This window comes from Sphingopyxis sp. HIX (assembly GCF_001468285.1).
Taxonomy (GTDB): Bacteria; Pseudomonadota; Alphaproteobacteria; order Sphingomonadales; family Sphingomonadaceae; genus Sphingopyxis.
Genome location: NZ_LNSB01000001.1, coordinates 225,060 through 248,066, shown reverse-complemented (window position 1 = coordinate 248,066; position 23,007 = coordinate 225,060). Strand labels below are relative to the sequence as shown.

Genomic DNA, 23,007 nt, shown 5'->3' with positions numbered 1-23,007 from the left:
GCCTTGCGCGAGGCCGACGGCCCCCACCCGCTGCGACTAGGGAACAAGTTCCCAAGTCTCGCTGCCCTCCCCTGAAGGGGAGGGTGTGAATGATCATCGCGCGCGTCACTGGTCGAACACGATCACCGACCGCGCGGCATCGCCCTTCTTCATGGCTTCGAACCCTTCGTTGACCTTTTCGAGCGGGATCGTCTCGGCGACGATGCTGTCGAGGTCGAGCAGCCCGCGCAGGTAAAAATCGACGAGCCGCGGGATATCGACGGGGAAGCGGTTGCCCCCCATGATCGCGCCCTGCAATTTCTTGCCGCTGAGCAGGTCCATCGCCGACAGGCCGACCTTTTCGGACAAAGGCATCATGCCCAGGATCGTCGCGGTGCCGCCGCGGCGCAGCGACGCAACCGCGAGGCTCGCCGAGGCGGGACGTCCCACGGCCTCGATCGCATGATCGACCCCGCCCTTCGAGATTTCGAGGATTTGCTTCGCGGCATCGTCGGACAGCGCATCGACGACGTCGGTCGCGCCGAGCTTCTTCGCGAGTTCGCGCTTCTCGGGCACCGGGTCGGCGGCGATGATGCGCCCCGCGCCGGCGATCTTCGCGGCGTTGATCGTCGCGAGGCCCACGCCGCCGCAGCCGACCACCGCGACGGTCTCGCCCGGGGTCACCTTGCACGCGTTGAAGATCGTTCCCGCGCCGGTGGTCACCGCGCAGCCGATCACCGCGGCGCGGTCGAGCGGCATGTCGGGGTCGATGCGCACGCAGGCATGTTCGTGCACCAGCATCGTCTCGGCAAAGGCGCTGAGGTTGAGCATCTGGTTGACCACGCTGCCGTCGGGGCGCGTGATGCGCGGCGGCTGGCCGGGCGCGCGGCGCGTGTCGCCGCCCATGCACAAGGACATGCGGCCCGAAACGCAGAATTCGCAGTGGCCGCAGAAGGCGCTGAGGCAGGTCACCACCGCGTCGCCGACCTTGACCATACGCACCTCGCTGCCCACCGCCTCGACGATCCCCGCCGCCTCATGGCCCGGGATCGCCGGAAGGGGATGCGGATAGGCGCCGTCGATGAAATGCAGGTCCGAATGGCACAGGCCGCAGGCCGCGGTGCGGATGCGCACCTCGTGCGGGCCGCAATCGGCGATCTGGACGGTCTCGATCGACAGCGGCTGGCCGGCTTCGATCAGGATGGCGGCTTTGGTCATGAACTGTCCTCTCAGGCCGTTCGCCCTGAGCCTGTCGAAGGGCCGTTCTTTCTTCGGGACAAGGAAGGACGGTGCTTCGACAAGCTCGGCACGAACGGATTATGCTTTAGCGCGAAACGCCGATGTCGCCCGACGAAAAGCCCGGCTCGCTCGCTTCGCTGTGCTTGGCGAATTCGATCCGCGCGATCGCGCGTTCGTGGACCTCGTCGGGACCGTCGGCCAGGCGCAGCGTGCGCTGGTGCGCATAGGCCTTGGCCAGCCCGAAATCCTCCGACACGCCGCCGGCGCCGTGCGCCTGGATCGCGTCGTCGATGATCGACAGCGCCATGTTCGGCGCCTGTACCTTGATCATCGCGATTTCGGCCGCGGCCGACTTGTTGCCGACCTTGTCCATCATGTCGGCGGCCTTGAGGCACAGCAGGCGCGTCATCTCGATATCGATGCGCGCGCGCGCGATGCGATGCTCCCAGATGCTGTATTCGGCGATCTTCTTGCCGAAGGCGACGCGCGACTGCAGCCGCTTCGCCATCTTCGAAATCGCCTCTTCCGCAACACCGATCGTGCGCATGCAGTGATGGATGCGGCCCGGCCCGAGGCGTCCCTGCGCGATCTCGAAGCCGCGGCCTTCGCCCAGCAGCATCGCTTCCTCGGCGTTGACGCGCACGTCCTTCAGCTCGATTTCCATATGGCCGTGCGGCGCGTCGTCATAGCCGAAGACGGGCAGGTGGCGCTTGATGTTCACCCCCGGCGAATTCAGCGGCATCAGCACCATCGACTGCTGCTGGTGGCGCTTGGCGCCGAAGTCGGTCTTGCCCATCACGATCGCGATCTCGCAGCGCGGGTCGCCCGCGCCCGACGACCACCATTTGGTGCCGTTGATGACATAGTCGTCGCCGTCGCGCTCGATCCGCGTCTCGATGTTGGTCGCGTCGGACGAAGCGACCGCGGGCTCGGTCATCAGGAAGGCCGAGCGGATCTCGCCATTCATCAGGCGGCCGAGATATTTTTCCTTCTGCGCGCGCGTGCCGTAACGATGGAACACTTCCATATTGCCGGTATCGGGCGCCGAGCAGTTGAACACTTCGCTCGCGAAGCCGACGCGCCCCATCTCCTCGGCGCAGAGCGCATATTCGAGGTTGGTGAGGCCGGGCCCCTCGAACTCGAAGGTCTCGTCGACATGGTGGTGCGCGGCGCTCCGCGGCGGCATGAACAGGTTCCAGATGCCCGCGGCCTTCGCCTCGGCCTTCAGATCCTCGACGATCTGGATCACTTTCCAGCGGTCGCCGGCGGCGTCCTGCTCATAATAGGTCGGCACCGCGGGGCGGATCTTGCGATCGATGAATTCGCGCACGCGGCCCTGCCAATATTGCTGCCGTTCGGTGAGGTCGAAATCCATCTGTGTTCCTTTCCCTTTACGTTCACGTAAGCCCTTGGACCGATTCGTCCGCGCTGCCAAGCCTTGCAGCCCTAAAATTACACCCTTTCGCCGCGCGGCGCATTTTTCCGTTACGGATGCGCGCCGCTCGCGTCGGGCTCGGCGCGCGCCGCATCGTCGAGCAACGCCAGCCGCGCCTCGTGATCGGCGCGCGAGATCGGGAATTGCCGCGTCACGATCAGCCCCATCAGCCCGATCACCAGCACCGCGAGCATATAGCCCCAGGCGAGGTCGGTGAGCACCGCATCGCCGACCTCGCCGGGCTTCGCCGCGGCGGGGAAGGCGGCGTAGGACAATATCTGCCCCGCGATGAAGATGCCGATGCCCGTCGCGCATTTCTGCATGAAGAAATAGCCCGCGAAGAACAGCCCCTCGGACCGCCGCCCGGTCTCGCTCTGCGAGGCTTCGACGACGTCGGCCATCATCGACGAGGACAGGATCATCAGGATGATCGCGAAGGTGTTCGAGACGAAGACCAGCGCGAACATCGCCTCGACCGCGGGCTTGCCGGGCAGGCCGGGGAAGACCCCCTGGATCCAGGTGAAATACATCGCCGTGTTGACGGTCAGCGTGATCGCCCCCGCGGCGATCGCCCCCTCGCGCTTGCCGAGCGCCCGCGACAGCGGGGCGACGAGCAGAAAGGCCGCGATCATCGTCCCGAACAGCAGGAAGACGTATGTGATCATCTCGCCCTGATCGAGCTTCCAGAAAAATCCGAGCATATAATTGGTCATCGAGAAGGTGATGCCCTGGTTGATGAAGCCGAACAGCGCGGCGAAGATCAGCCACAGGAAGGCGCGGTTCGACAGCGTCTTCTTCATCTCGCGCAATATATCGCCGATGCTGCCCGCCGGCTTCGCATCGGCCAGGTTCGACACCGCGATCCGCTTGTGCTGTCCCGCGGCGGAGATCATCACCGCGCCCGCCATCATCAGCGCCCCGGTCAGCGCATAGGGGAAATAGCCGTCGGGATCGACGAGCCCCTTCGGCCCGCCGAAGAACACGCCATAAGCGAGCAGCAGGATCAGGAGGCCGCCGCCCCAGCCGAACAGGAAGCGATAGCGCATCACTACCGTGCGCTCGTCATAATCGGCGGTCAGCTCGGGCACGATCGCGACCGACGGCACCTCGCACATCGACACCAGCGCGCGCACGATGATCGCAAAGGCGATCAGCCAGCCGATCGTCGCGGCGTCGCTCATCTCGGGCGGGCTCCACAGCAGCATCCACATGATCGCGAGCGGAATCGGCGCGCCGTAAAGCCAGGGCAGGCGGCGCCCCCAGCGGCTGCGCGTGCGGTCGGTCAGCTCGCCGATGATCGGATCGACCAGCGCGTCGGCAAACAGCGCGACCATGATCGCGGCGCCGACGACGCCCGCGTCGAGCCCGATGACCTGGTTGTAGAACAGCAGCAGGAAGGTCGCGAAACCATTGTCCTTGACGCCATAGGCGATGCTGCCCAGCCCGTGGGTGGCCTTGAGCCAGACGGGCAGCCGCCGCGCGTCGGGCACGGCCTTGGCGGCGGCGGTCACGCCGCGGCTCCCGCCTTCGCCGCCTCCTCCATCTGGGTCAGCGCGTCGAACATGCCCGGGCTCTCCTTGTCCCAGGCGTGGCGCTGGCCGATCGTCAGCCCGCCGTCGACCAGCAGGTGCGTGCCGGTCATGAAGCTCGACTCCTCGCTCGCGAGATAGGCGACCGCATTGGCGATATCCTCGGGCTGGCCGCCGCGCGCGACGGGCTGCGCCTGCGCGCTCATGCCGGCAATGATCTCGTTCGCCTGCGCCTTCATCGCGTCGGGCACCTCGAGCGACGCGGTGAAGATATTGGTGTTGATGAAGCCAGGGCAGATCGCGTTCACGCGGATGCCGTATTGCGCGAGGTCGGTCGCGGCGACCTTCGACAGGTGCAGCACCCCTGCCTTGGCGACGGCATAGGCGATCGGCGAATAGCCCGCGCCGAGCGCCGCGACGCTCGCGGTGTTGACGATGCTCGCGCCCGGCCGATGCTTCATATGCGGTGCGGCGTAGCGGATGCCCATCGCCACGGACTTCAGCACCAGGTCCATCGTCCGGTCCCATCCCTCGGGGCTGATCTCGTCGATCGGCGCGCGGTCGCCGCCCGCGGCGGCATTGTTGAACAGGATGTCGATCCCGCCGCCCTTCGCCGCGGCGGTGTCCATCAATATCTCGATATCGGCGGGGCGCGTCACGTCGCACGGGACGAAGTCGATCTTGCCGTTCGACGAAGCGGCGAGCGCCTGCCCGCCCGCGAGGTCGATGTCGGCGGCGAAGACATGCGCGCCCTCGCTCGCCAGTTTCAAGACCGTCGCCTTGCCGATGCCCGATGCCGCGCCGGTGACCACGGCGACCTTGCCTGCGAATCGCATATCCTCTGCTCCCGTTTTCTTTTGCGACCTAGCTTAGGCGCGCCGGAAGCCGCGTCAACGGCCCGCAATCCGACGCTACGGCGCCGTAACGGCAGGTCGGCCTTCCCAAGTTGACGCTTGCGTAAAGCAGCCGACTCCCCCTAATTTGCCCGCCGGAAGAGGAGCCCCTGCGATGAGCGATCTGGACGCTTTCCGCGCCGAAGTGCGCGCCTGGTTGGAAGAAAATTGCCCCCCCGAAATGCGCGAACCCGTCCGCGACGAGGACGATGTCTGCTGGGGCGGGCGCAAGATGGTCTTCAAGAACGACGCGCAGAAGCTGTGGCTCGAACGCTGCGTCGCCAAGGGCTATACCGTGCCCGACTGGCCCAAGGCCTATGGCGGCGCGGGCCTCAACCCCGAACAGGCCAAGGTTTTCCGCCAAGAAATGGCGCGCATCAATGCCCGCCCGCCGCTCCAGAGTTTCGGCATCTGGATGCTCGGCCCCGCGCTGCTGCAATTCGGCACCGAAGAGCAGAAGGTCCATTATCTGGGCGAAATCGCGCGCGGCGAGATCCGCTGGTGCCAAGGCTATAGCGAGCCCGGTTCGGGCAGCGACCTCGTCTCGCTCCAGACCTTCGGCGAGGACAAGGGCGACCATTGGGTCGTCAACGGCTCGAAGATCTGGACCAGCTACGCCGACAAGGCCGACTGGATCTTCTGCCTCGTCCGCACCGACAAGACGAACAAATATCAGGGCATCACCTTCATGCTCTTCGACATGGAGAGCAAGGGCGTCACGACCAAGCCGATCCTGCTGATCAGCGGCAACTCGCCCTTCTGCGAAACCTTCTTCGACGATGTCGCGGTGCCGAAGACGCAGTTCATCGGAGAGATCAATCGCGGCTGGGACGTCGCCAAATATCTGCTCGGCCACGAGCGCGAGATGATCTCGGGCGGCGGCGCGGGCGGCGATATGGTCAGCATCGGCGGCGCCTTCGCCAAGGCCTTCGGCAAGAACGCCGCGGGCGAACTCGACGACCCGATCCTGCGCGCCGAAATGGCGGCCTTCGACGTCGATGTGTTTGCCTATCGCGCGATGGGCGAGCGCTTCATGGACATGTGGAAGACCGGGCGTGCGCATCCGGCCAGCTCGAACATGATGAAATATGTCGGGACCGAGCTCAACAAGCGCCGCCACGAGCTCGTCATGTCGGGCGGCGGCAGCGAAGCGCTCGAATGGGACAGCGAAGAGACCAAGGGCGGCGCCCGCGCGCGCGGCTGGCTCCGCACCAAGGCCAATTCGATCGAAGGCGGGACGAGCGAAGTCATGCTCAACGTCATCGCCAAGCGTATCCTCGACCTGCCCGGAGCCTGACCCATGCCGCTCTATCACAATGACGACCAGGCGATGCTCAAGGACAGCGTCGCGCCCTTCGTGGCCGAACAGGCCCCTGTCTCGCACCTCCGCAAGCTGCGCGACAGTGCCGACGCCACCGGCTTCTCGCGCGACCTCTGGGCGCAGTTCACCGAAATGGGGCTGCCCGGCATGCTCGTGCCGGAGGCGCATGGCGGGCTCGGCATGGGGCATATGGAGGCGGGCATCGTGCTCGAGGAAATTGGCCGCAACCTGACCCCGTCGCCCTTCCTCGCGACCAGCGTCGGCGCCGTCGCCGCGCTCGCGAAGGCGGGCGGCACGCAGGCGGGTCGCTGGCTCCCCGCGATCGCATCGGGCGAAGCGATCGTCGCGCTCGCGATCGACGAGGGCGCGAAGCACCGCCCCGACCGCATCGCGGCGACCGCGACGCGTAGCGGCAACGGCTTCCGCCTCGACGGCAAGAAGAGCTTCGTGCTCCACGGCCATGTCGCCGACATGAGCATCGTCGCGGCGAAGACCGACGGCGGGATCACCCTGTTCGCGGTGCCCAAGGACGCGAAGGGCGTCACCGCCGACCCGCGGCGCCTCGTCGATTCCAGCCTCGCGAGCCATGTCACCCTCGACGGTGTCGAACTCGACGCCGACGCCGTGATCGGCGAGGTCGATGCCGGCGGCGAGATCCTCGACGCGCTGCTCGCCGCCACCCGCACCGGTGCCGCCGCCGAAATGGTCGGCGTCGGGCAGGGCGCGATGGACATGACCGTCACCTACCTCAAGGAACGCAAGCAGTTCGGCAAGCTGATCGGCGAGTTCCAGGGCCTCCAGCACCGCGCCGCGCATCTCTATGGCGAGATGGAAGTCGCGCGTGCGACCGTGATGAAGGCGCAGCAATTGCTCGACGAGGGCAATCCGGGCGCCAAGCTGATGGTCTCGGTCGCCAAGGCCAAGGCCGGCCGCGCCGCCAACCTCGCCGTGCGCGAGGGCGTGCAGATGCACGGCGGCATCGGCATGACCGACGAATATGACATCGGCCTCTATATGAAGCGCGACCGCGCGCTCGCCGAATATATGGGCGACGTGCATTATCACATCGACCAGGTCGCGCGGATGAACGGCTACTGAGGCCGAGCGAATAAATAGGGACAGTCCCTATTTTTCCGGACGGGCCCGGACGCCGCAAACAACGTGAACGAAAAATAGGGACTGTCCCTATTTATTGGAGTCCAACCAATGAACCTCACTGACATGTTCGGCCTCGACGGCCGCATCGCGCTCGTCACCGGCGGCTCGCGCGGCATCGGCCAGATGATCGTCGAGGGCTATCTCGCCGCGGGCTGCGCGCGCGTCTATATCTCGGCGCGCAAGTCGGCGCAGATCGAGGCCGCGGTTGCCGATTTCGAGACGCGCTACCCGGGCAAGGTCATCGGCCTGCCCGTCGATCTCGCGACGGTCGAGGGCTGCCGCGCGCTCGCCAAGGAGCTCGAAGCGCGCGAAGAACGCCTCGACATCCTCGTCAATAATGCCGGCGCCGCATGGGGCGAACCCTTCGAGGGTTTCCCCGAGGCGGGCTGGGACAAGGTGATGGACATCAACGTCAAATCGCCCTTCTTCCTGACGCAGGCGCTCCACGGGCTGCTCAAGGCCGGCGGCTCCGCCGCGCGCCCGGCAAAGGTGATCAACATCGGCTCGATCGACGGCATGCGCCTCAACCCGTGGGAAACCTACAGCTACCACGCGTCGAAGGCCGCGATCCTCTACCTTACCAAGCGCATGGCGGCGCGGCTGGTCAGCGATAACATCATCGTCACCGCGATCGCCCCGGGCGCTTTCCAGTCGGACATGAACAAGGCCGCGCGCGACCATGGCGATGCGGTCGCGCTCAGCATTCCCACGAAGCGCATCGGCGTCCCCGAGGACATGGCCGGCGCCGCGATCTTCCTCGCGTCGAAGGCGGGCGACTATGTCGTCGGCGACACGATCACCGTCGACGGCGGGCTCGTCCACGGCGATCTGAAGACCAGCATCGACGCCTGACCTAAGCTCCTCCCCTTCAGGGAGGGCGGACAGGATTTGACTCGGCTCTCTCCAAGGTGTATTATCAAACTAATGCACCAAGGAGAAAGCCCATGCGCTTCGCTTATCTGCTCCCCCCGATCCTCCTCCTCGCCGCCTGCGGACAGGAGGAAGAGAAAAAGGCCGGCCCCGAAATCTCGATCAACGCCGGCGACGAGCATGGCGGCGTCCAGATCAGCTCGAGCAAGGACGGCGGCGGCAAGGTCAAGATCGGCGGCGACGGGGTCGATATCGACATCGAAGTCCCCGACTTCGTCGATTTCGACGTCACCGGCGATTTCGACATCGACGGGGTCAAGCTCTATCCGGGCAGCCAGGTGACGACGGTCAATGTCGACGCGACCGACAAGAACGGCGCCGACAAGGCGGTGGTCAAACTCGGCTTCATCTCGCCCGCCGCGCCCGCCAAGGCCGCCGACTGGATGGCGGGCGAATTCGCCAAAAAATCGATCAAGGTCACCCGTACCGGCGACACGCTCGCGGGCAAGGACAAGGACGGCGCAGACTTCACGATCAAATTCGGGCCGCATGGCGCCAACAGCAAGGGCGAGGTGCTGATTACCAAGAGCTGATCGTCGCCCCCGCGAAGGCGGGGGCCGTAAGAGGGGTCGCGCAAGGCTGCCAGCGGCCCCCGCCTTCGCGGGGGTGACGGGATCAGCCGCTATTCCGCAGTGCCGTCGCGATCGCGTTGATCGTCAGCTGGATGCCCTCGGCGATGCGTGCGTCGGTCTCGCCCGCGCGGTGGCGCTTCATCAGCTCGATCTGCAGCAGGTTGAGCGGTTCGATATAGGGCAGCCGCAGCCGGATCGACGCCTCGAGCGCGGGGTTGTTCTCGAGCAATCTTGTTTGTCCGCTGATCTCGAGCAGCCCGTCGTGCGCGCGGTTCCAGCCGTCCTTGATCCGCCCGAAGATCGCGTCATGCCCCTCGACCTGCCCCGCGAGCCCCGCATAGCGCGCCGCGATCCCCATGTCCGACTTGGCGAGCACCATCTCCATATTGCCGAGCAGCGCGGCAAAGAAGGGCCAGCTCGCGGCCATGTCCGCCAGCAAGGCCTTATCGGCGAACCCGGCAAAAGCTTCGCCCGTGCCGTACCAGCCGGGCAGCATCGTGCGCGACTGCGCCCAGCTGAACACCCAGGGGATCGCGCGCAGATCCTCGATCGCGGTCGACTTGGTGCGGCTCGACGGCCGCGACCCGATCTTCAGCGTCGCGATCTCGGCGATCGGCGTCATCGCGCGGAAGAAGTCCTTGAACGCCGGCGTGTCGTAGACCAGCCCGCGATAGGCCGCGAAGGCGCGGTCCGACAGCGCGTCCATCGCCGCCGTGAAGCGCACGCAGTCGGCCGCGCCCAGCGCCTCGGGCTCGAGGCTCGCGAGCAGGCTCGCCGATACCATCGCCTCGAGGTTGGTCGCCGCACTGTCCGCGGTGCCGTATTTCGCGCCGATCACCTCGCCCTGTTCGGTGATGCGGATGCGCCCCTGCACGGTGCCCGCGGGCTGCGCACGGATCGCGGCAAAGGCGCTGCCGCCGCCGCGCCCGACCGCGCCGCCGCGGCCGTGGAACAATTGCATCGACGGCCCCGCCGCGGCGAACACCGGGGTCAAGGCCTGCGACGCCTGGTGCAGCCCCCAGGTCGAGGTCAGATAGCCGCCGTCCTTGTTCGAATCCGAATAGCCGATCATCACTTCCTGATGTCCGCGCAAGGCCACCTGCGGGCCGATCGCGGGCATCGCGAAATAACGCGCCATGATCGCGGGCGCCTTGTCGAGGTCGGCGATCGTCTCGAACAGCGGCACGACCATCAGGTTCGATCGGCCCGCGGCATCGCCGCTCCGCCACAGCCCCGCCTCGCGCGCGAGTATATGCACTTCGAGCAGGTCGGACAGCGTCTGCGCCATGCTGATGATCCACTGGCAGATCGCATCGGGCCCCAGCCGCGCGCGGACGTCGGCGGCGGCGCGGACGATCGCGAGCTCGCCCGCCGTCTCTTCGCTCCACGCGTGCCACGCCACCGCGAGCGGCCGGTCGCTCGCCAGCTCGCGCGTCAGCAGCGCGATGCGTTCCTCCTCGCCCAGCGCGGCATAATCGTCGCACACCCCCGCGACGCGCAGCACCTCGGCGATCACGCGCTCGTGTACCGCGCTGTTCTGGCGCATGTCCAATGTCGCGAGATGGAAGCCGAACACTTCCACGGCGCGGATCAGCCGCCCGAGCGCGCCGACCCCGGCCAGCTGGCCCTCGCCGCTCGCCGCCAACCCGTCGGCCAGCGTCACCAGGTCGCGCCGGAATTCGGCCGGCGTCTTATAGGGCGCGCCCTTCAGCGCCGACGGCCGCGGCGCCGCTTTGCCGGTGATCGCCGCATAGGTCGCGGTCAGCCGCGCATAGAGGCCCGACAAGGCGCGGCGATAGGGTTCGTCGCGGCGGCTCGGCGCATTGTCGCCGCTCGCCTCGGCCAGCGCCTCGACCGCCTCGGGGACCGGCGCGAGCCCCGCCGACACCGACAGCTCGGCGCCCAGCGCGTGCACCGCGTCGATATAATGGCCGAGCACCGCCGCGGCGTTGCGGCTGGTGGCCATCGTCAGCGTCTCGGCGGTGACGAAGGGATTGCCGTCGCGGTCGCCGCCGATCCAGCTGCCGACGCGCAGGAAGCTCGCGGGGCGCCGCCCCAACTCCTTTTCCCAGCGCGCATAGAGCTTGGGCACCACGGGCAGGAAGACGTCGCGCAGGTATGTCAGCGCATTGTCGATCTCGTCGGCGACGAAGAGCTTCTCCATGCGCAGCGGCCGCGTCTGCCACAACAGCACGATCTGCCGCCGGATCGCATCCTCGACCACATCGCCCTCGGGGGTTTCCTCGGCCCCCGCGTCGCGCAGCAGCATCAGCTCGGCGATGCGGTTCTTGTGGTCGAGCATCGACTTGCGCCGCACCTCGGTCGGGTGCGCGGTCAGCACCGGCGCGACCAGCGCCGCGCTCATCAGCGACGCCACCGCATCGCCGTCGATCCCGTCGCTTTTCAGCCGCGCCAGCGCCGCCGCGACCGTCGCCTCGGGCTCGGCCGCCACCCCCTGCCGGTCTTCGGCGAGGTTGGCGAGCATCGAAAACAGCATGAACCCGCGCACGAAGGCGATGGTGTCGTCGAGGCTCAGCGCATCGAGCCCGGTGTCGATTGCTTCCGCCCCGTCGATCCCGCGGTGCCGGTCGACGCTGACCGAGCGGATATATTCGGTCTGGCGATAGAGCTTCTCGCCGCCATAGGCACGGATGACATCGCCCAGGATCCGCCCGAGATAGCGGATGTCGGGATTTTGCGAGATCTGGATCGGTGGGCCCATGAGCCGGCTTGCTGCACCTGCGAAGGCGCAGCGTCAAGCGGCGCATAGCTATGCCTTCCTCCACCCGCGTCATCCCGGGCTTGACCCGGGACCCGCCTTTTTTCTTCAAGACAAGGCAGGCCCCGGGTCAAGCCCGGGGTGACGGAGGGAATTCAGCGCGTCTTGACGAGGTTCAGCGTCCCCATGTCGACCTCCGGCGCCGCGCCCAGCGTCAGGCTGTGCCGGGTGTCGGTGATGAACATCAGCCGCCCGTCGGCGCCGGCGATCCGCGCCGCGACGGCATAGCTGTGGAGGGGTTCGATCGCGGCGCGGTCGAAGCGGATCAGGAAGGCGATCGGCACCTGCTGCCCGTCGGCGGCAAAGGCCTGCCGCGCGATCGTCTTCGACGGCGCGTCGGCCAGGCTGACGTCGTCGACGCGCACCTCGATCTCGGCATCGGGCGGCAGCGCGATCCGCTCGCGATAGGCGATGCTGCCGCTGACCGTCACCCACTGGTTCGCGGCTTCGCCGCTGTCCTCACCGGGCGCCTCCATCGGTGCGCAGGACGCGAGGGGCAGGGCGATCAACAACGCCGCAGCGAAACGAAGCATGGTCATCTCCTACGCTCGTCGTTCCCGCGCATGCGGGAATCCAGCGTCTTTCTGCCCCCTATCTTTGCGCCTTTGCGTCTTTGCGCGAAACAAAAAAGAAGGGTCTCACGCAAAGGCGCAAAGGCACGAAGAAGAAAGCAGGATTGCTTGGAAAGTCGCGTGCCTTTCCGCGCCCTACGCGAGAAGGGCGAAGGGGTAGGAGGGGCTTTACGTCTACCCCTCCAGCTCGACGTCCCAGTACAGCCAGTCGATCCAGCTTTCGTGCAGATAGCCGGGCGGGAAACAACGGCCATTGTCCTGCAACTGCCACGACGTCGGCCGCCACGGCTGGCGGTGGATCGGCATATGCGCCTGCTGCGGCGTGCGCCCGCCCTTCTTGAGGTTGCACGGCGCGCAGGCGGTGGTGACATTCTCCCACGTCGTGCGCCCGCCGAGCCGGCGCGGCACCACATGATCGAAAGTCAGGTCCTTGCCCGACCCGCAATATTGGCACGAAAAACGGTCGCGAAGGAACAGGTTGAAGCGCGTGAAGGCCGGATATTGCGACGGCTTCACATATTGGCGCAGCGCAATGACGCTCGGGATCGGCATCGTGCGCGTCGGCGAATGGATTTCGCGCTCGTAATTCTCGACGATCGTCACGCGGTCGAGGAACACCGCCTTGACCGCGGTCTGCCAAGGCCACAGGCTGAGCGGGTAATAGCTGAGCGGCGTATAGTCGGCGTTGAGGACGAGGGCCGGACAGGAATCGGGATGCCGGGCAAGATCGGGATGGAACATGGCTTTTGGACGCTGCCCCCTATGCTGCGCGGGTTGGCGCGCCACTGCCTTACCCAAGTGACAGGGTCATTACATGACGCATCAGAATCTGGCGTCAAGGGGGCATCTGCCGCAATATGTGGGAAGATTCGCGAGCGACTCCCACAGCATGTGGATTCGAAATCGCGCTCATGCTGACCCGCTTCGCGCCCAGCCCGACCGGCGAGCTCCACCTCGGCCACGCCTATAGCGCCTTGCTCGCGCACGACGCCGCGCGCCGCGCGGGCGGGCGCTTCGTGCTGCGCATCGACGATATCGACGGCAGCCGCTCGCGCGAGGAGTATCTCGCGGCATCGCTGACCGACCTCGCCTGGCTCGGCATCGACTGGGAGGGCGCCCCCGTGCGTCAGTCGCAAAGGCTGGGCAGCTACCAGGCCGCGCTCGACGACCTCGACGCCCGCGGGCTCGTCTATCCCTGCTTCTGCACTCGCGCCGACATCGCCGCGAGCCTCGCCGCGCCGCACGGCCCATCCGGCGGGATCTACCCCGGCACCTGCCGCCACCTGAGCGAAGCCGAACGCCGGCGCCGCATCGCCACCGAACCGCATTGCTGGCGCCTCGACATGGCACAGGCGACCGCGATCGCCGGCGATCTCGACTGGGAGGAGCAGGGGCAGGGGCTTCGCCGCGCCGATCCCGCCGCGCATGGCGACGTCGTGCTCGCGCGCAAGGACGCGCCCGCCTCCTACCATCTCGCGAGCACGCTCGACGACGCCGCGATGGGGGTGACGCATGTCATCCGCGGCGCCGACCTCACCGCCTCGACCGACGTCCACCGCCTGCTCCAGGCCCTGCTCGGCCTGCCCGTGCCGCTCTACCGCCACCACGCGCTCGTCTGCGGCCCCGACGGCAAGCGGCTGGCGAAGCGCGATGCCGCGGCCTCGCTCGCGTCGCTGCGCGCGGCCGGAACCGACGGGGCCGCGCTCGCCGCCGATCTGCTCGCGAACCGGCTTCCCACTGGATATTCGCTAAAAATGCCCTAAATAGGGGGCATGGAAATCCTGCTTGTCCTTGGCGTCGTGGTCGCCGCCGGCTTCGTCCTCTTCTCGCTCGCGCGGGGTCTCTTCTACTTCTCGCAGGGACACCGCGCGCAGGTCGAGGGCACGGTCCAGGAAAATCAGGTGATGCAGAACAAGATGATGATGGCGCGCGTCAAATGGCAGGCGATCACGATCATCCTGCTCGTGCTGATCGGCTTCGTCGCCGCCGGCAAATAAGCGGCCGCGCATTTCCGTGGTCAAACTCAACAAGATCTACACGCGCACCGGCGACGACGGCACGACCGGGCTCGTCGACGGCTCGCGCATTGCGAAGTCCGCGCCGCTGATGGCGGCGATCGGCGACGTCGACGAAGCGAACAGCGCGATCGGCGTCGCGGTCGTGTCGCTCGCCGCCGGCAGCGATCCCGCGGCGATGCTGTCGCGCATCCAGAACGAGCTGTTCGACCTCGGCGCCGACCTCGCGACCCCGCCCGACATCCAGTTCGGTTTCGGCCCGCACGACATGGCGCTGCGCATCGTGCCGAGCCAGGTGTCGCGGCTCGAGGACGAGATCGACGCGATGAACGCGGGGCTCGAGCCGCTCAAGAGCTTCATCCTCCCCGGCGGCACCGAAGCCGCGGCGCAGCTCCATATCGCGCGCGCGGTGACGCGCCGCGCCGAACGCGCCGCGGTGACCGCTGCGGCGGAGCGTGAGCTCAACCCGATCGCGCTCGCCTACCTCAATCGCCTGTCGGACCATCTCTTCGTGCTGACGCGCCACCTCAACGCCGCGGCGGACGGCGACATCCTCTGGAAACCCGGCGCGACGCGCTGACGGCGAAAAAGAATATGCGCGCAGAGGGGCAGAGATTGCAGAGAAAGAAAAGGATCGGCGGCGAAGCCGCTCATCTTATCGCTCCGCGTCTCCGCGCCTCCGCGTGAACCAAAAAAATCTCTGCGCTCTCTGCGCCTCTGCGCGAATCCCTTCCACGCCGCTGGGCAAGCCTGCTTCGAACGACAACGCTTCGTTCCCGAAATGTTCTGGACAAGCCCCCGCGCCGTAACCATAATCCCCTCGACCGCGAAACCGAATCGGACCTCGGGGGATTATCCTTTTATGGCCAGCCAGACTGATGCTTCGCCCCTCACCGCCGGCACCGACGACGCGCTCGCGCTGGCCAGCCGCTTCGCCGCGACGCGCCGCCTGACGCTCGATCTCGTCGCGACCCTGTCGGACGCCGACGCCAGCGCGCAGTCGATGCCCGATGCCTCGCCCGCCAAATGGCATCTCGCGCACACCACCTGGTTCTTCGAAACCTTCGTGCTGCGCGACCATGTGCCGGGCTACCAGCTGTTCGACGCGCGCTACCCCTTCCTCTTCAACAGCTATTACGAGGCCGAGGGGCCGCGCCACGCGCGCCCGCAGCGCGGGTTGCTCACGCGTCCTTCGCTGGGCGAAGTGTGTGTCTGGCGCGCCCATGTCGACGCCGCGGTGCAGAGCGCGATCCCCGACCTGCCGCGCGCCGCGCGCGCACTCGTCACCCTCGGCATCCATCACGAGCAGCAGCATCAGGAATTGTTGCTCACCGATTTGAAGCATCTTTTCGCGCAGAACCCGCTCGGCCCCGCGGTGTGGGAAAAAACTGCAATCGCGAATGAAGTTGCGCAGATTTCCGCGGTTTCGGCCGATGCCGGCCCGATGTGCTGGATCCGCGGCGCCGAGGGCGTCGTACAGATCGGCCATGCGGGCGAGGATTTCGCATTCGACTGTGAACTTCCGCGGTTTTCCGCGCTTCTCGCCCCGCACGCGCTCGCCAGCCGCCCGGTGACCAACGGCGAATGGCAGCAATTCATCGCCGACGGCGGCTATCACACCCCCTCGCTCTGGCTCAGCGACGGATGGGCGTGGGTGCAGGATCAGGACGTACAGGCGCCTGCCTATTGGCGCGAGGGTCGGCAGTTCACCCTCGCGGGCTGGCAGGATATCGACTTGGCTGCGCCGGTGACGCATATCAGCTTCTTCGAGGCCGACGCCTTCGCCAGCTGGGCCGGCGCGCGGCTGCCGACCGAGTTCGAATGGGAATCGGCCGCGGCATCGCTCGACCCGCACGGCGGCGCCCAGCTCGACGCCGCCGGCCCCGTTCAGCCCGCCGCGCTCGCTGGCGACACCGAACCGCAACAGATGTTCGGCAGCGTGTGGGAATGGACCGGCAGCGCCTATCGCCCCTATCCCGGCTTCCGCGCCGCGCCCGGCGCGGTCGGCGAATATAATGGCAAGTTCATGAGCGGCCAGTTCGTCCTGCGCGGCGGCAGCGTCGCGACCCCGCGCGGCCATATGCGCGCCTCCTACCGCAATTTCTTCTACCCCCACCAGCGCTGGCAATTCACCGGCGTCCGCCTCGCAAAGGATCTGTGACCATGGGTGTTGTGCGCAACCTTCGCCAAGTTTCGGCGGACGATAGCGGCGTCGACATCGCCTTCCGCGCCGACGTCCACGCCGGGCTGTCGCAGCGGCAAAAGGCCATTCCCGCGCGCTGGTTCTACGACGCGACCGGCTCGGCGCTGTTCGAGGATATCACCGCGCTCCCCGAATATTATCCGACGCGCAGCGAAACCGACCTGCTGAAGCGCCACGCCGCCGATATCGCCGCCGCGATCGGCCCCGGCCGCGCGGTCGTCGAACTCGGCTCGGGCAGCTCGACCAAGACGCCGTTGCTGCTGGGGGCGATCGCGCCCGCCGCCTATGTCCCTGTCGATATCTCGGGCGATTTCCTCCGCGACAGCGCGCTCGCGCTCTCGGCGCGCTTTCCCGATCTCGCCATCTATCCGGTCGAGGCCGACTTCACCCAGCGCGTCGCGCTGCCGCGCGAGATCTGTCCTTTGCCCAAGCTCGGCTTCTTCCCCGGCTCGACGATCGGCAATATGGTCGCGCGCACCGCGGTCGACCTCTTGCGCAACTGGCGCGAGGCGCTCGGCGACGGCTCGCTGCTCTTGATCGGCATCGACCGGATCAAGGATATCGGCACCCTCGAGCTCGCCTATGACGATCCCGCCGGGGTCACCGCGGCGTTCAATCTCAACCTCCTCGCCCGCATCAACCGCGAGCTCGGCGGCACGATCCCCGTCGACAATTTCGAGCACGAGGCGGTGTGGGACGACGTCCATGCGCGCATCGAAATGCATCTCGTCGCGGCGTGCGACATGGACTTCACCGTCGACGGCCGCAGCTATCATATGGCGAAGGGCGAGACGATCCACAGCGAGAACAGCCACAAATATGGCCCGCGCGACGCCAATCTGCTGCTCCGTGCGGGCGGCTGGACCCCGCTCGCGACCTGGGACGACGCCGACCCCGAATTCGCGCTGATCCTCGCGCAGGCGACCGAGTTCCGCTCGGCCCCCTGACGCGCACCCTTGATGCTGACCCTTGACGCTTTGGCCCCAAGCCGTAGGGGCACGGGCAGGCTATAGCGAAAGGGCAGCATATGATCGTCGGCGTCATCGGGGCAGGGCAAATGGGCGCGGGCATCGCGCAGGTCTCGGCGGGCGCGGGCCACGACGTCCTCCTCTCCGACATCGACCTCGCCCGCGCCGAAGCGGGCAAGGCCGGCATCGCCAAGGCGCTCGGCCGCCTCGTCGCCAAGGAAAAGATGAGCCAGGAGGGCGCCGACGCGCTGCTCGGCCGCATCACCCCCGTCGCCGACCACAGCGCCTTCGCCCCCGCCGACCTCGTCATCGAGGCCGCGACCGAGCGCGAGGAGATCAAGCGCGCGATCTTCGCCAGCGTCGGCCGGCATCTCTCAGGCACCGCGATCCTCGCGTCGAACACCAGCTCGATCCCGATCACCCGCCTGGCGCAGGCCGCGCCCGATCCGGCGCGCTTCATCGGCGTGCATTTCTTCAATCCCGTGCCGGTGATGGGGCTCATCGAACTGATCCGCGGCCTCGCGACCAGCGACGACACATTGGCAACGGTGGAGGCCTATGGCCGCGGGCTCGGCAAGGAAATCGTCCACGCCAACGACGCCCCCGGCTTCATCGTCAACCGCGTGCTGATGCCGCTGATCAACGAAGCGATCTTTGCCTTGGGCGAGGGCGTCGCGACGATGCAGGACATCGACGCCGGCTGCCGCCTCGGGCTCAACCATCCGATGGGCCCGATCACCCTCGCCGACTTCATCGGGCTCGACACCTGCCTCGAAATCATCCGCGTGCTGCAGTCGGGCACCGGCGATCCCAAATTCCGCCCCGCGCCGCTTCTGGTCAAATATGTCGAGGCGGGCTGGGTCGGCAAGAAGGCCGGCCGCGGCTTCTACGACTGGACGGGCGAGGCGCCCGTGCCGACACGGTGAGCGAGCCGGTCGACCTCGAGCGCGAGCAGCGCGGCGTCGTCCGCGGCGCGGCGCTTGCGGCCGCCACCTGCCTGATCGTCGTCCTCGCCGGCTGGCTTTCGGCCGACACGATCGTCGCACGCAGCGACGATCCACTGGCGCGGCTGCTGCTCGCGCTGCGCCTCGATCTCGCTTTGCTCTTCTGCCTCGTCGTCGCGATCGGCCGCGTCGCCAACGGCCGTTTCGCCTCGGCCGAGGATATCGGCGCGGGTGCCGCGCCGACCGAAAGCGCCTTCATCCGCGAACGCCGCGCGCAGCTCCAGAACACGCTCGAACAGGTCGTGCTCGCGCTGCCGGTGCATCTGGCGCTCGCGACGCTGCTGCCGCCCGACCGCATGGGCGTGATCGCGGCACTCGTCCTGCTGTTCGTCGCCGGCCGCATCGCCTTCACGCTCGGCTATGCGCGCGGCGGGCCGGCGCGCGCCTTCGGCTTCGGCCTGACCTTCTATCCCACCGCCGCCGCGCTGCTCGCGGCAATCCTGCTCGCGCTAGGCAATTACGGGGGAGCCTAAATCGCCGAACGACGTTAGCAAGATGAAGGCGCCATCGCCGCCGCAACAGGAGCCCGCCATGAATCGCAAATTCGCCGGTCTGTTTTCGCTTCTTCTGCTCGCGTCCGCCCCGCCGCTTCACGCGCAGCAGGGATCGCCCGAGGAATCGACGATCAAGGAAACCGCCAATTCGGTGACCGAACCCTTCGACGGCAAGGAGGTCCCGCCCAAATTGCTCGCGATCCAGGACGATCCCTATTCGCTCGCCGGGCTCGGCAAATGTTCGGCGATCATCGCGGAGGTGAACGAGCTCGACACGGTGCTCGGCCCCGACATCAACCAGCGCGTCGAGGCGAGCGAGGCCAAGAAGCGCGAAAAGACCGCGGGCCGCGTCGCGGGCACGATCGCTGGCTCGTTCATCCCCTTCGGCGGGCTGATCGGCGAGGTCACCGGTGCCAACGCCGAACGCCGCCGCTACGCCGTCGCGGTCTACGCCGGCACGGTACGCCGCGGTTTCCTGAAGGGCGTCGGGCTCGAACGCGGCTGCAAGGCGCCCGCGCGGCCGTAGACGATAGAAGGGGAGGGGCATGCAGATCGACAATATCCGCGCCTTCGAAATCGCGGTGCCGCAGGTGGCGCTCGATGACTTGAAGGCCCGCCTCGCGAACGCGCGCTGGCCCGAAAAGGAAACCGTCGACGACTGGGACCAGGGCGTCCCGCTCGCCTATGCACAGGAACTCGCGGCTTATTGGCACGATCATTACGACTGGCGCCGCATCGAGGCGCGGCTCAACGCCCACCCCAATTTCCTCGCGGCCATCGACGGCCTCGACATCCATTTCCTCCACATCCGCTCACCCAATCCTGACGCGCGGCCGCTGATACTGACCCACGGCTGGCCGGGGTCGGTGCTCGAATTCCTCGATGTGATCGAGCCCCTTTCGGCCGACTATCATCTCGTGATCCCCTCGCTCCCCGGCTACGGCTTTTCGGGCAAGCCCACCGAGGCCAAGTGGAGCGTCGAGCATATCGCCGCGGCATGGGACGCGCTGATGGCCGTGCTTGGCTATCCGCGCTATTTTGCGCAGGGCGGCGACTGGGGCAGCGCCGTCACCTGCGCGATCGGCGGCAACCACGCCGATCGCTGCGCGGGAATCCACGTCAACATGATCGTCGGCCAGCCCGACCCCGCGACGATGTCCGACCTCACCGACGATGAAAAAGCCTATCTCGCGCGCTTCGGCTGGTACCGCGCCAAGGACAATGGCTATTCGACGCAGCAGGCGACGCGGCCGCAGACGATCGGTTACGCGCTCGCCGACTCGCCCGTCGGGCAGATGTGCTGGATCGTCGAGAAATGCCACGGCTGGACCGATTGCGGCCACCAGCCCGGCGGCCAGTCGATCGGCGGCCACCCCGAAAAGGCGCTGAGCCGCGACGCGATGCTCGACACCGTCAGCCTCTACTGGCTCACCAACAGCGCGGCCTCCTCGGCGCGGCTCTACTGGCACAGTTTCGCGCAATTCGGTTTCGGCGAAGTCCATGTGCCGACGGGGTGCAGCCTCTTCCCGAACGAGATCATGCGCCTGTCGCGCCGCTGGGCCGAGGGGCGCTACAAGAATATCGTCTACTGGAACACCCTCGACAAAGGCGGCCATTTCGCCGCGTGGGAACAGCCCGAGCTGTTCGCCCGCGAGGTCCGTGCCGCCTTCGCCGCGATGACGCTCTAGCGCTGCCTCAATAGCCCGACCGGACGCAGAGAACGTCGGCGAGATAGACGCGGCCGTTGACCGTTTCCATATGCTCGCGCGCCGACCCGTTCCAGCCGGCGGCGCGGCACCAGCTGTCGGCACTGCGCGCCGCGCAGGCGGCGGTCGCCGACCCGCCAGTGCAGGCGGTAGCGGCTCGTGCTTGGCTGGGTGTGGAATTCGGCGAAATTGCCGCGTGCGACCTGGTCGTTGGCGATCGGCGGCTGCCATCCGCCGCCCCCGCCGCCGCCGACGGGGCGCATCGACTGGACGGTCATGCCGCGCAGCACGCTGCCCAGCATCGGCGTATCGCGGTCGACGGTGCGGCACTGGCCGCGATAGCGCGTCCGTTCGCACAGTTCCCAGCGGCCGCTCGCGACGCGGACCGAATTGACCGGCCAGGCGAGTCCGAGGTTGGTCTTGGCCTCGCCGACGAAGACCGCGGGACCGCGATATCCCGCGTCGCGATAGATGGTCGCCTCGGGCGGGCGGTACAGCCGGTCTTCGGGGGTTTGCGCGGCCGAGACGGCGAGCAGCCCCCCGGTCAGCGACGCCGCGAGGGCGCCGGCGATGGACAGACGATGGACGGCTTTCATAACGCTCTCCCTGTTGCTGCGACCCGGAGACTCGTTGCTGGAGCCGAGTTTACCGCATGCGGGGAAAGCGCGCAAATTGCATCGGCCCAGGCGGCCGTGGATTAGGGCTGTTTCGGCGCGACCGGAGCGGCATCCGCGGGGGCGGCTGGTGCCGGTTCGACCGCAGGCGGAGCGGCGGCAGGCGCGGCCGCGGGGGCCGCGACCGGCGCCTTGTCCTCCGGCGTCGTCAGCGGCGGCGTCACGCTCAGGATCAGCCCCGCGAGCGCCGCCGACATCAGGTTCGACAGGCTGCCCGCGAGCAGCGCCTTCAGCCCCAGCTTGGCGATCATCGGCCGCTGGTTCGGCGCGAGGCTGCCGGTGACCGCCATCTGGATCGCGATCGAGCTGAAATTGGCGAAACCGCAGAGCGCGAAGGTGCCGATAGCGATCGACGCCGGCGACAGCCCGCCCGCCTTCTGCATATTGCCGAGGTCGATGAAGGCGACGAATTCGTTGAGCACGATCTTGCTGCCGAACAGTGCGCCGACCGCGTCCGATTCCGACCAGGGCACCCCCATCAGCCACATCACCGGGCGGAAGATCTGGCCGATGATCGACTGGAACGACAGCCCCTCGATATCGAACCAGCCGCCGATCCCGGCGAGCAGGCCGTTGGCGAGCGCGACCAGTGCGACGAAGGCCAGCACCATGGCGCCGACTGCGACCGCCAGCTTGACGCCGGTCTGGGCGCCCTGCGCCGCCGCCATGATGATGTTCGCGGGCTTTTCCTCGTCGTGGCTCGCCTCGGGCATGACGATCGGCTCGATGCCGATATCCTTGGGATCGTCGGGCATCATGATCTTGGCCATCAGGATGCCGCCCGGCGCCGACATGAAGCTCGCGGCGAGCAGATAGGGGAGCAGGTGCTCGCCGATCATCCCCGCATAAGCGCCGAGGATGGTGCCCGCGACCCCCGCCATGCCGACGGTCATGATCGTGAAGAGCTGTGACGGGGTCAGCCCCGCCAGATAGGGTCGGATGACCAGCGGGCTTTCGCTCTGCCCGACGAAGATGTTCGCCGCGGCGCCCAGGCTTTCGACCTTGGTCACCCCGGTGATCTTCTGGATGCCGCCGCCGACCCATTTGATGATCTGCTGCATCACGCCCAGATAATAGAGGACCGAGATCAGCGACGCGAAGAAGACGATCACCGGCAGCGCGCCGATCGCGAACACCGCCTTGCCATAGGGCGGCTGGGTCAGCACTTCGCCGAACAGGAATTTCGTGCCTTCGTCGGCATAGCTCAAAAGGTTCGAGACGCCGGTCGACATCGCCCCGATGACGACGCGGCCCCATGGCGTGCCGAGCACCAGGATGGCGAACCCCGCCTGCAGCAGGAAGGCGGGCACGACGACGCGCGGGCGTATCCAGCGGCGGTTCGACGAAAACAGCACGGCGATCGCAAGCAATGCGACGATGCCGAGCAGACCGATCAGGCTTTCCATAATTTCTGTGCGTCCCCCGCAAATATATTGCGCCTGTCTAGCGGGCTTTGGCGGCGGGGCAAGGGGCGGTCGCCCAGGCGTGCGGTGGAACGAAGCGGCTTGGCGGAGGCCATTTTCCTTTATAGACAAG

At 67.2% G+C, this 23,007-nt stretch carries 22 protein-coding genes; 13 read left to right on the top strand and 9 right to left on the bottom strand.

Annotation, left to right across the window (positions count from 1 at the left end; translation table 11 throughout):
* Positions 1-105: 105 nt before the first annotated feature.
* The 4 genes from ATE62_RS01090 to ATE62_RS01075 form a co-directional block, all read right to left on the bottom strand.
* Positions 106-1,197, bottom strand: coding sequence for a Zn-dependent alcohol dehydrogenase (locus ATE62_RS01090; RefSeq protein WP_058806578.1), 1,092 nt, complete (start codon positions 1,195-1,197; stop codon positions 106-108).
* Positions 1,198-1,303: 106 nt separating this feature from the next.
* Positions 1,304-2,593, bottom strand: a complete 1,290-nt coding sequence (locus ATE62_RS01085; protein WP_058806579.1) for an acyl-CoA dehydrogenase family protein — start codon at positions 2,591-2,593, stop codon at positions 1,304-1,306.
* Between the two features lie 110 nt (positions 2,594-2,703).
* On the bottom strand, positions 2,704-4,164 hold the full coding sequence (locus tag ATE62_RS01080; RefSeq protein ID WP_058806580.1) for an MFS transporter: 1,461 nt from the start codon (positions 4,162-4,164) through the stop codon (positions 2,704-2,706).
* A complete protein-coding gene (locus tag ATE62_RS01075; RefSeq protein ID WP_058806581.1) occupies positions 4,161-5,018 on the bottom strand; it encodes an SDR family NAD(P)-dependent oxidoreductase in 858 nt (285 codons plus the stop codon). The genes ATE62_RS01080 and ATE62_RS01075 overlap by 4 nt, the downstream gene beginning before the upstream one ends.
* A gap of 172 nt (positions 5,019-5,190) precedes the next feature.
* Between ATE62_RS01075 and ATE62_RS01070 the strand changes: the two genes are divergently transcribed.
* From ATE62_RS01070 to ATE62_RS01055, 4 genes are all read left to right on the top strand, one after another.
* On the top strand, positions 5,191-6,372 hold the full coding sequence (locus ATE62_RS01070; protein ID WP_058806582.1) for an acyl-CoA dehydrogenase family protein: 1,182 nt from the start codon (positions 5,191-5,193) through the stop codon (positions 6,370-6,372).
* Positions 6,373-6,375: 3 nt separating this feature from the next.
* Entirely contained in the window at positions 6,376-7,494 is a 1,119-nt protein-coding gene (locus ATE62_RS01065) for an acyl-CoA dehydrogenase family protein (RefSeq protein WP_058806583.1), read from the top strand.
* Positions 7,495-7,602: 108 nt separating this feature from the next.
* The gene (locus ATE62_RS01060) at positions 7,603-8,406 is read left to right on the top strand and encodes an SDR family oxidoreductase (RefSeq protein WP_058806584.1); all 804 of its coding nucleotides are present in this window, start codon (positions 7,603-7,605) and stop codon (positions 8,404-8,406) included.
* 92 nt (positions 8,407-8,498) lie between these two features.
* Positions 8,499-9,017, top strand: coding sequence for a hypothetical protein (locus ATE62_RS01055; protein WP_058806585.1), 519 nt, complete (start codon positions 8,499-8,501; stop codon positions 9,015-9,017).
* An 82-nt stretch (positions 9,018-9,099) separates the two neighbouring features.
* On the opposite strand, the gene ppc is transcribed toward ATE62_RS01055, so the two are convergent.
* The 3 genes from ppc to ATE62_RS01040 all read right to left on the bottom strand — a co-directional run bounded on the left by ppc (position 9,100) and on the right by ATE62_RS01040 (position 13,148).
* Complete coding sequence (ppc, locus tag ATE62_RS01050; RefSeq protein ID WP_058806586.1) at positions 9,100-11,778, bottom strand: phosphoenolpyruvate carboxylase; 2,679 nt, start codon at positions 11,776-11,778, stop codon at positions 9,100-9,102.
* A 152-nt stretch (positions 11,779-11,930) separates the two neighbouring features.
* Complete coding sequence (locus tag ATE62_RS01045; protein ID WP_058818407.1) at positions 11,931-12,368, bottom strand: YbaY family lipoprotein; 438 nt, start codon at positions 12,366-12,368, stop codon at positions 11,931-11,933.
* A gap of 213 nt (positions 12,369-12,581) precedes the next feature.
* Positions 12,582-13,148 (bottom strand): HNH endonuclease, encoded by a 567-nt coding sequence (locus ATE62_RS01040; protein ID WP_058806588.1) that lies wholly within the window; start codon positions 13,146-13,148, stop codon positions 12,582-12,584.
* A 170-nt stretch (positions 13,149-13,318) separates the two neighbouring features.
* Between ATE62_RS01040 and gluQRS the strand changes: the two genes are divergently transcribed.
* The 9 genes from gluQRS (at position 13,319) to ATE62_RS00995 (ending at position 20,779) form a co-directional block, all read left to right on the top strand.
* The gene (gene gluQRS, locus ATE62_RS01035; RefSeq protein WP_058806589.1) at positions 13,319-14,170 is read left to right on the top strand and encodes a tRNA glutamyl-Q(34) synthetase GluQRS; all 852 of its coding nucleotides are present in this window, start codon (positions 13,319-13,321) and stop codon (positions 14,168-14,170) included.
* Between the two features lie 9 nt (positions 14,171-14,179).
* Positions 14,180-14,404 carry an HIG1 domain-containing protein gene (locus ATE62_RS01030; protein ID WP_058806590.1) on the top strand — a complete coding sequence of 75 codons (225 nt, stop codon included), beginning with the start codon at positions 14,180-14,182 and terminating at the stop codon, positions 14,402-14,404.
* A gap of 16 nt (positions 14,405-14,420) precedes the next feature.
* Positions 14,421-15,002, top strand: a complete 582-nt coding sequence (locus tag ATE62_RS01025) for a cob(I)yrinic acid a,c-diamide adenosyltransferase (RefSeq protein ID WP_058806591.1) — start codon at positions 14,421-14,423, stop codon at positions 15,000-15,002.
* Between the two features lie 282 nt (positions 15,003-15,284).
* Positions 15,285-16,583, top strand: a complete 1,299-nt coding sequence (egtB, locus tag ATE62_RS01020) for an ergothioneine biosynthesis protein EgtB (protein ID WP_058806592.1) — start codon at positions 15,285-15,287, stop codon at positions 16,581-16,583.
* A 2-nt stretch (positions 16,584-16,585) separates the two neighbouring features.
* The gene (egtD, locus tag ATE62_RS01015) at positions 16,586-17,572 is read left to right on the top strand and encodes an L-histidine N(alpha)-methyltransferase (protein WP_058806593.1); all 987 of its coding nucleotides are present in this window, start codon (positions 16,586-16,588) and stop codon (positions 17,570-17,572) included.
* A gap of 80 nt (positions 17,573-17,652) precedes the next feature.
* Positions 17,653-18,519: a 3-hydroxyacyl-CoA dehydrogenase NAD-binding domain-containing protein gene (locus ATE62_RS01010; protein ID WP_058806594.1), complete on the top strand. Its 867-nt coding sequence runs from the start codon at positions 17,653-17,655 to the stop codon at positions 18,517-18,519.
* Positions 18,516-19,070 carry an MAPEG family protein gene (locus tag ATE62_RS01005; RefSeq protein WP_058806595.1) on the top strand — a complete coding sequence of 185 codons (555 nt, stop codon included), beginning with the start codon at positions 18,516-18,518 and terminating at the stop codon, positions 19,068-19,070. The genes ATE62_RS01010 and ATE62_RS01005 overlap by 4 nt, the downstream gene beginning before the upstream one ends.
* A gap of 58 nt (positions 19,071-19,128) precedes the next feature.
* The gene (locus ATE62_RS01000; RefSeq protein WP_058806596.1) at positions 19,129-19,617 is read left to right on the top strand and encodes a hypothetical protein; all 489 of its coding nucleotides are present in this window, start codon (positions 19,129-19,131) and stop codon (positions 19,615-19,617) included.
* A gap of 19 nt (positions 19,618-19,636) precedes the next feature.
* Positions 19,637-20,779 (top strand): epoxide hydrolase family protein, encoded by a 1,143-nt coding sequence (locus tag ATE62_RS00995; protein WP_058806597.1) that lies wholly within the window; start codon positions 19,637-19,639, stop codon positions 20,777-20,779.
* On the opposite strand, the gene ATE62_RS00990 is transcribed toward ATE62_RS00995, so the two are convergent.
* The gene (locus tag ATE62_RS00990; RefSeq protein WP_231736026.1) at positions 20,776-21,393 is read right to left on the bottom strand and encodes a beta/gamma crystallin-related protein; all 618 of its coding nucleotides are present in this window, start codon (positions 21,391-21,393) and stop codon (positions 20,776-20,778) included. The genes ATE62_RS00995 and ATE62_RS00990 overlap by 4 nt on opposite strands.
* Before the next feature lie 101 nt (positions 21,394-21,494).
* Positions 21,495-22,877 carry a NupC/NupG family nucleoside CNT transporter gene (locus ATE62_RS00985; RefSeq protein ID WP_058806599.1) on the bottom strand — a complete coding sequence of 461 codons (1,383 nt, stop codon included), beginning with the start codon at positions 22,875-22,877 and terminating at the stop codon, positions 21,495-21,497.
* Positions 22,878-23,007 lie beyond the last annotated feature (130 nt).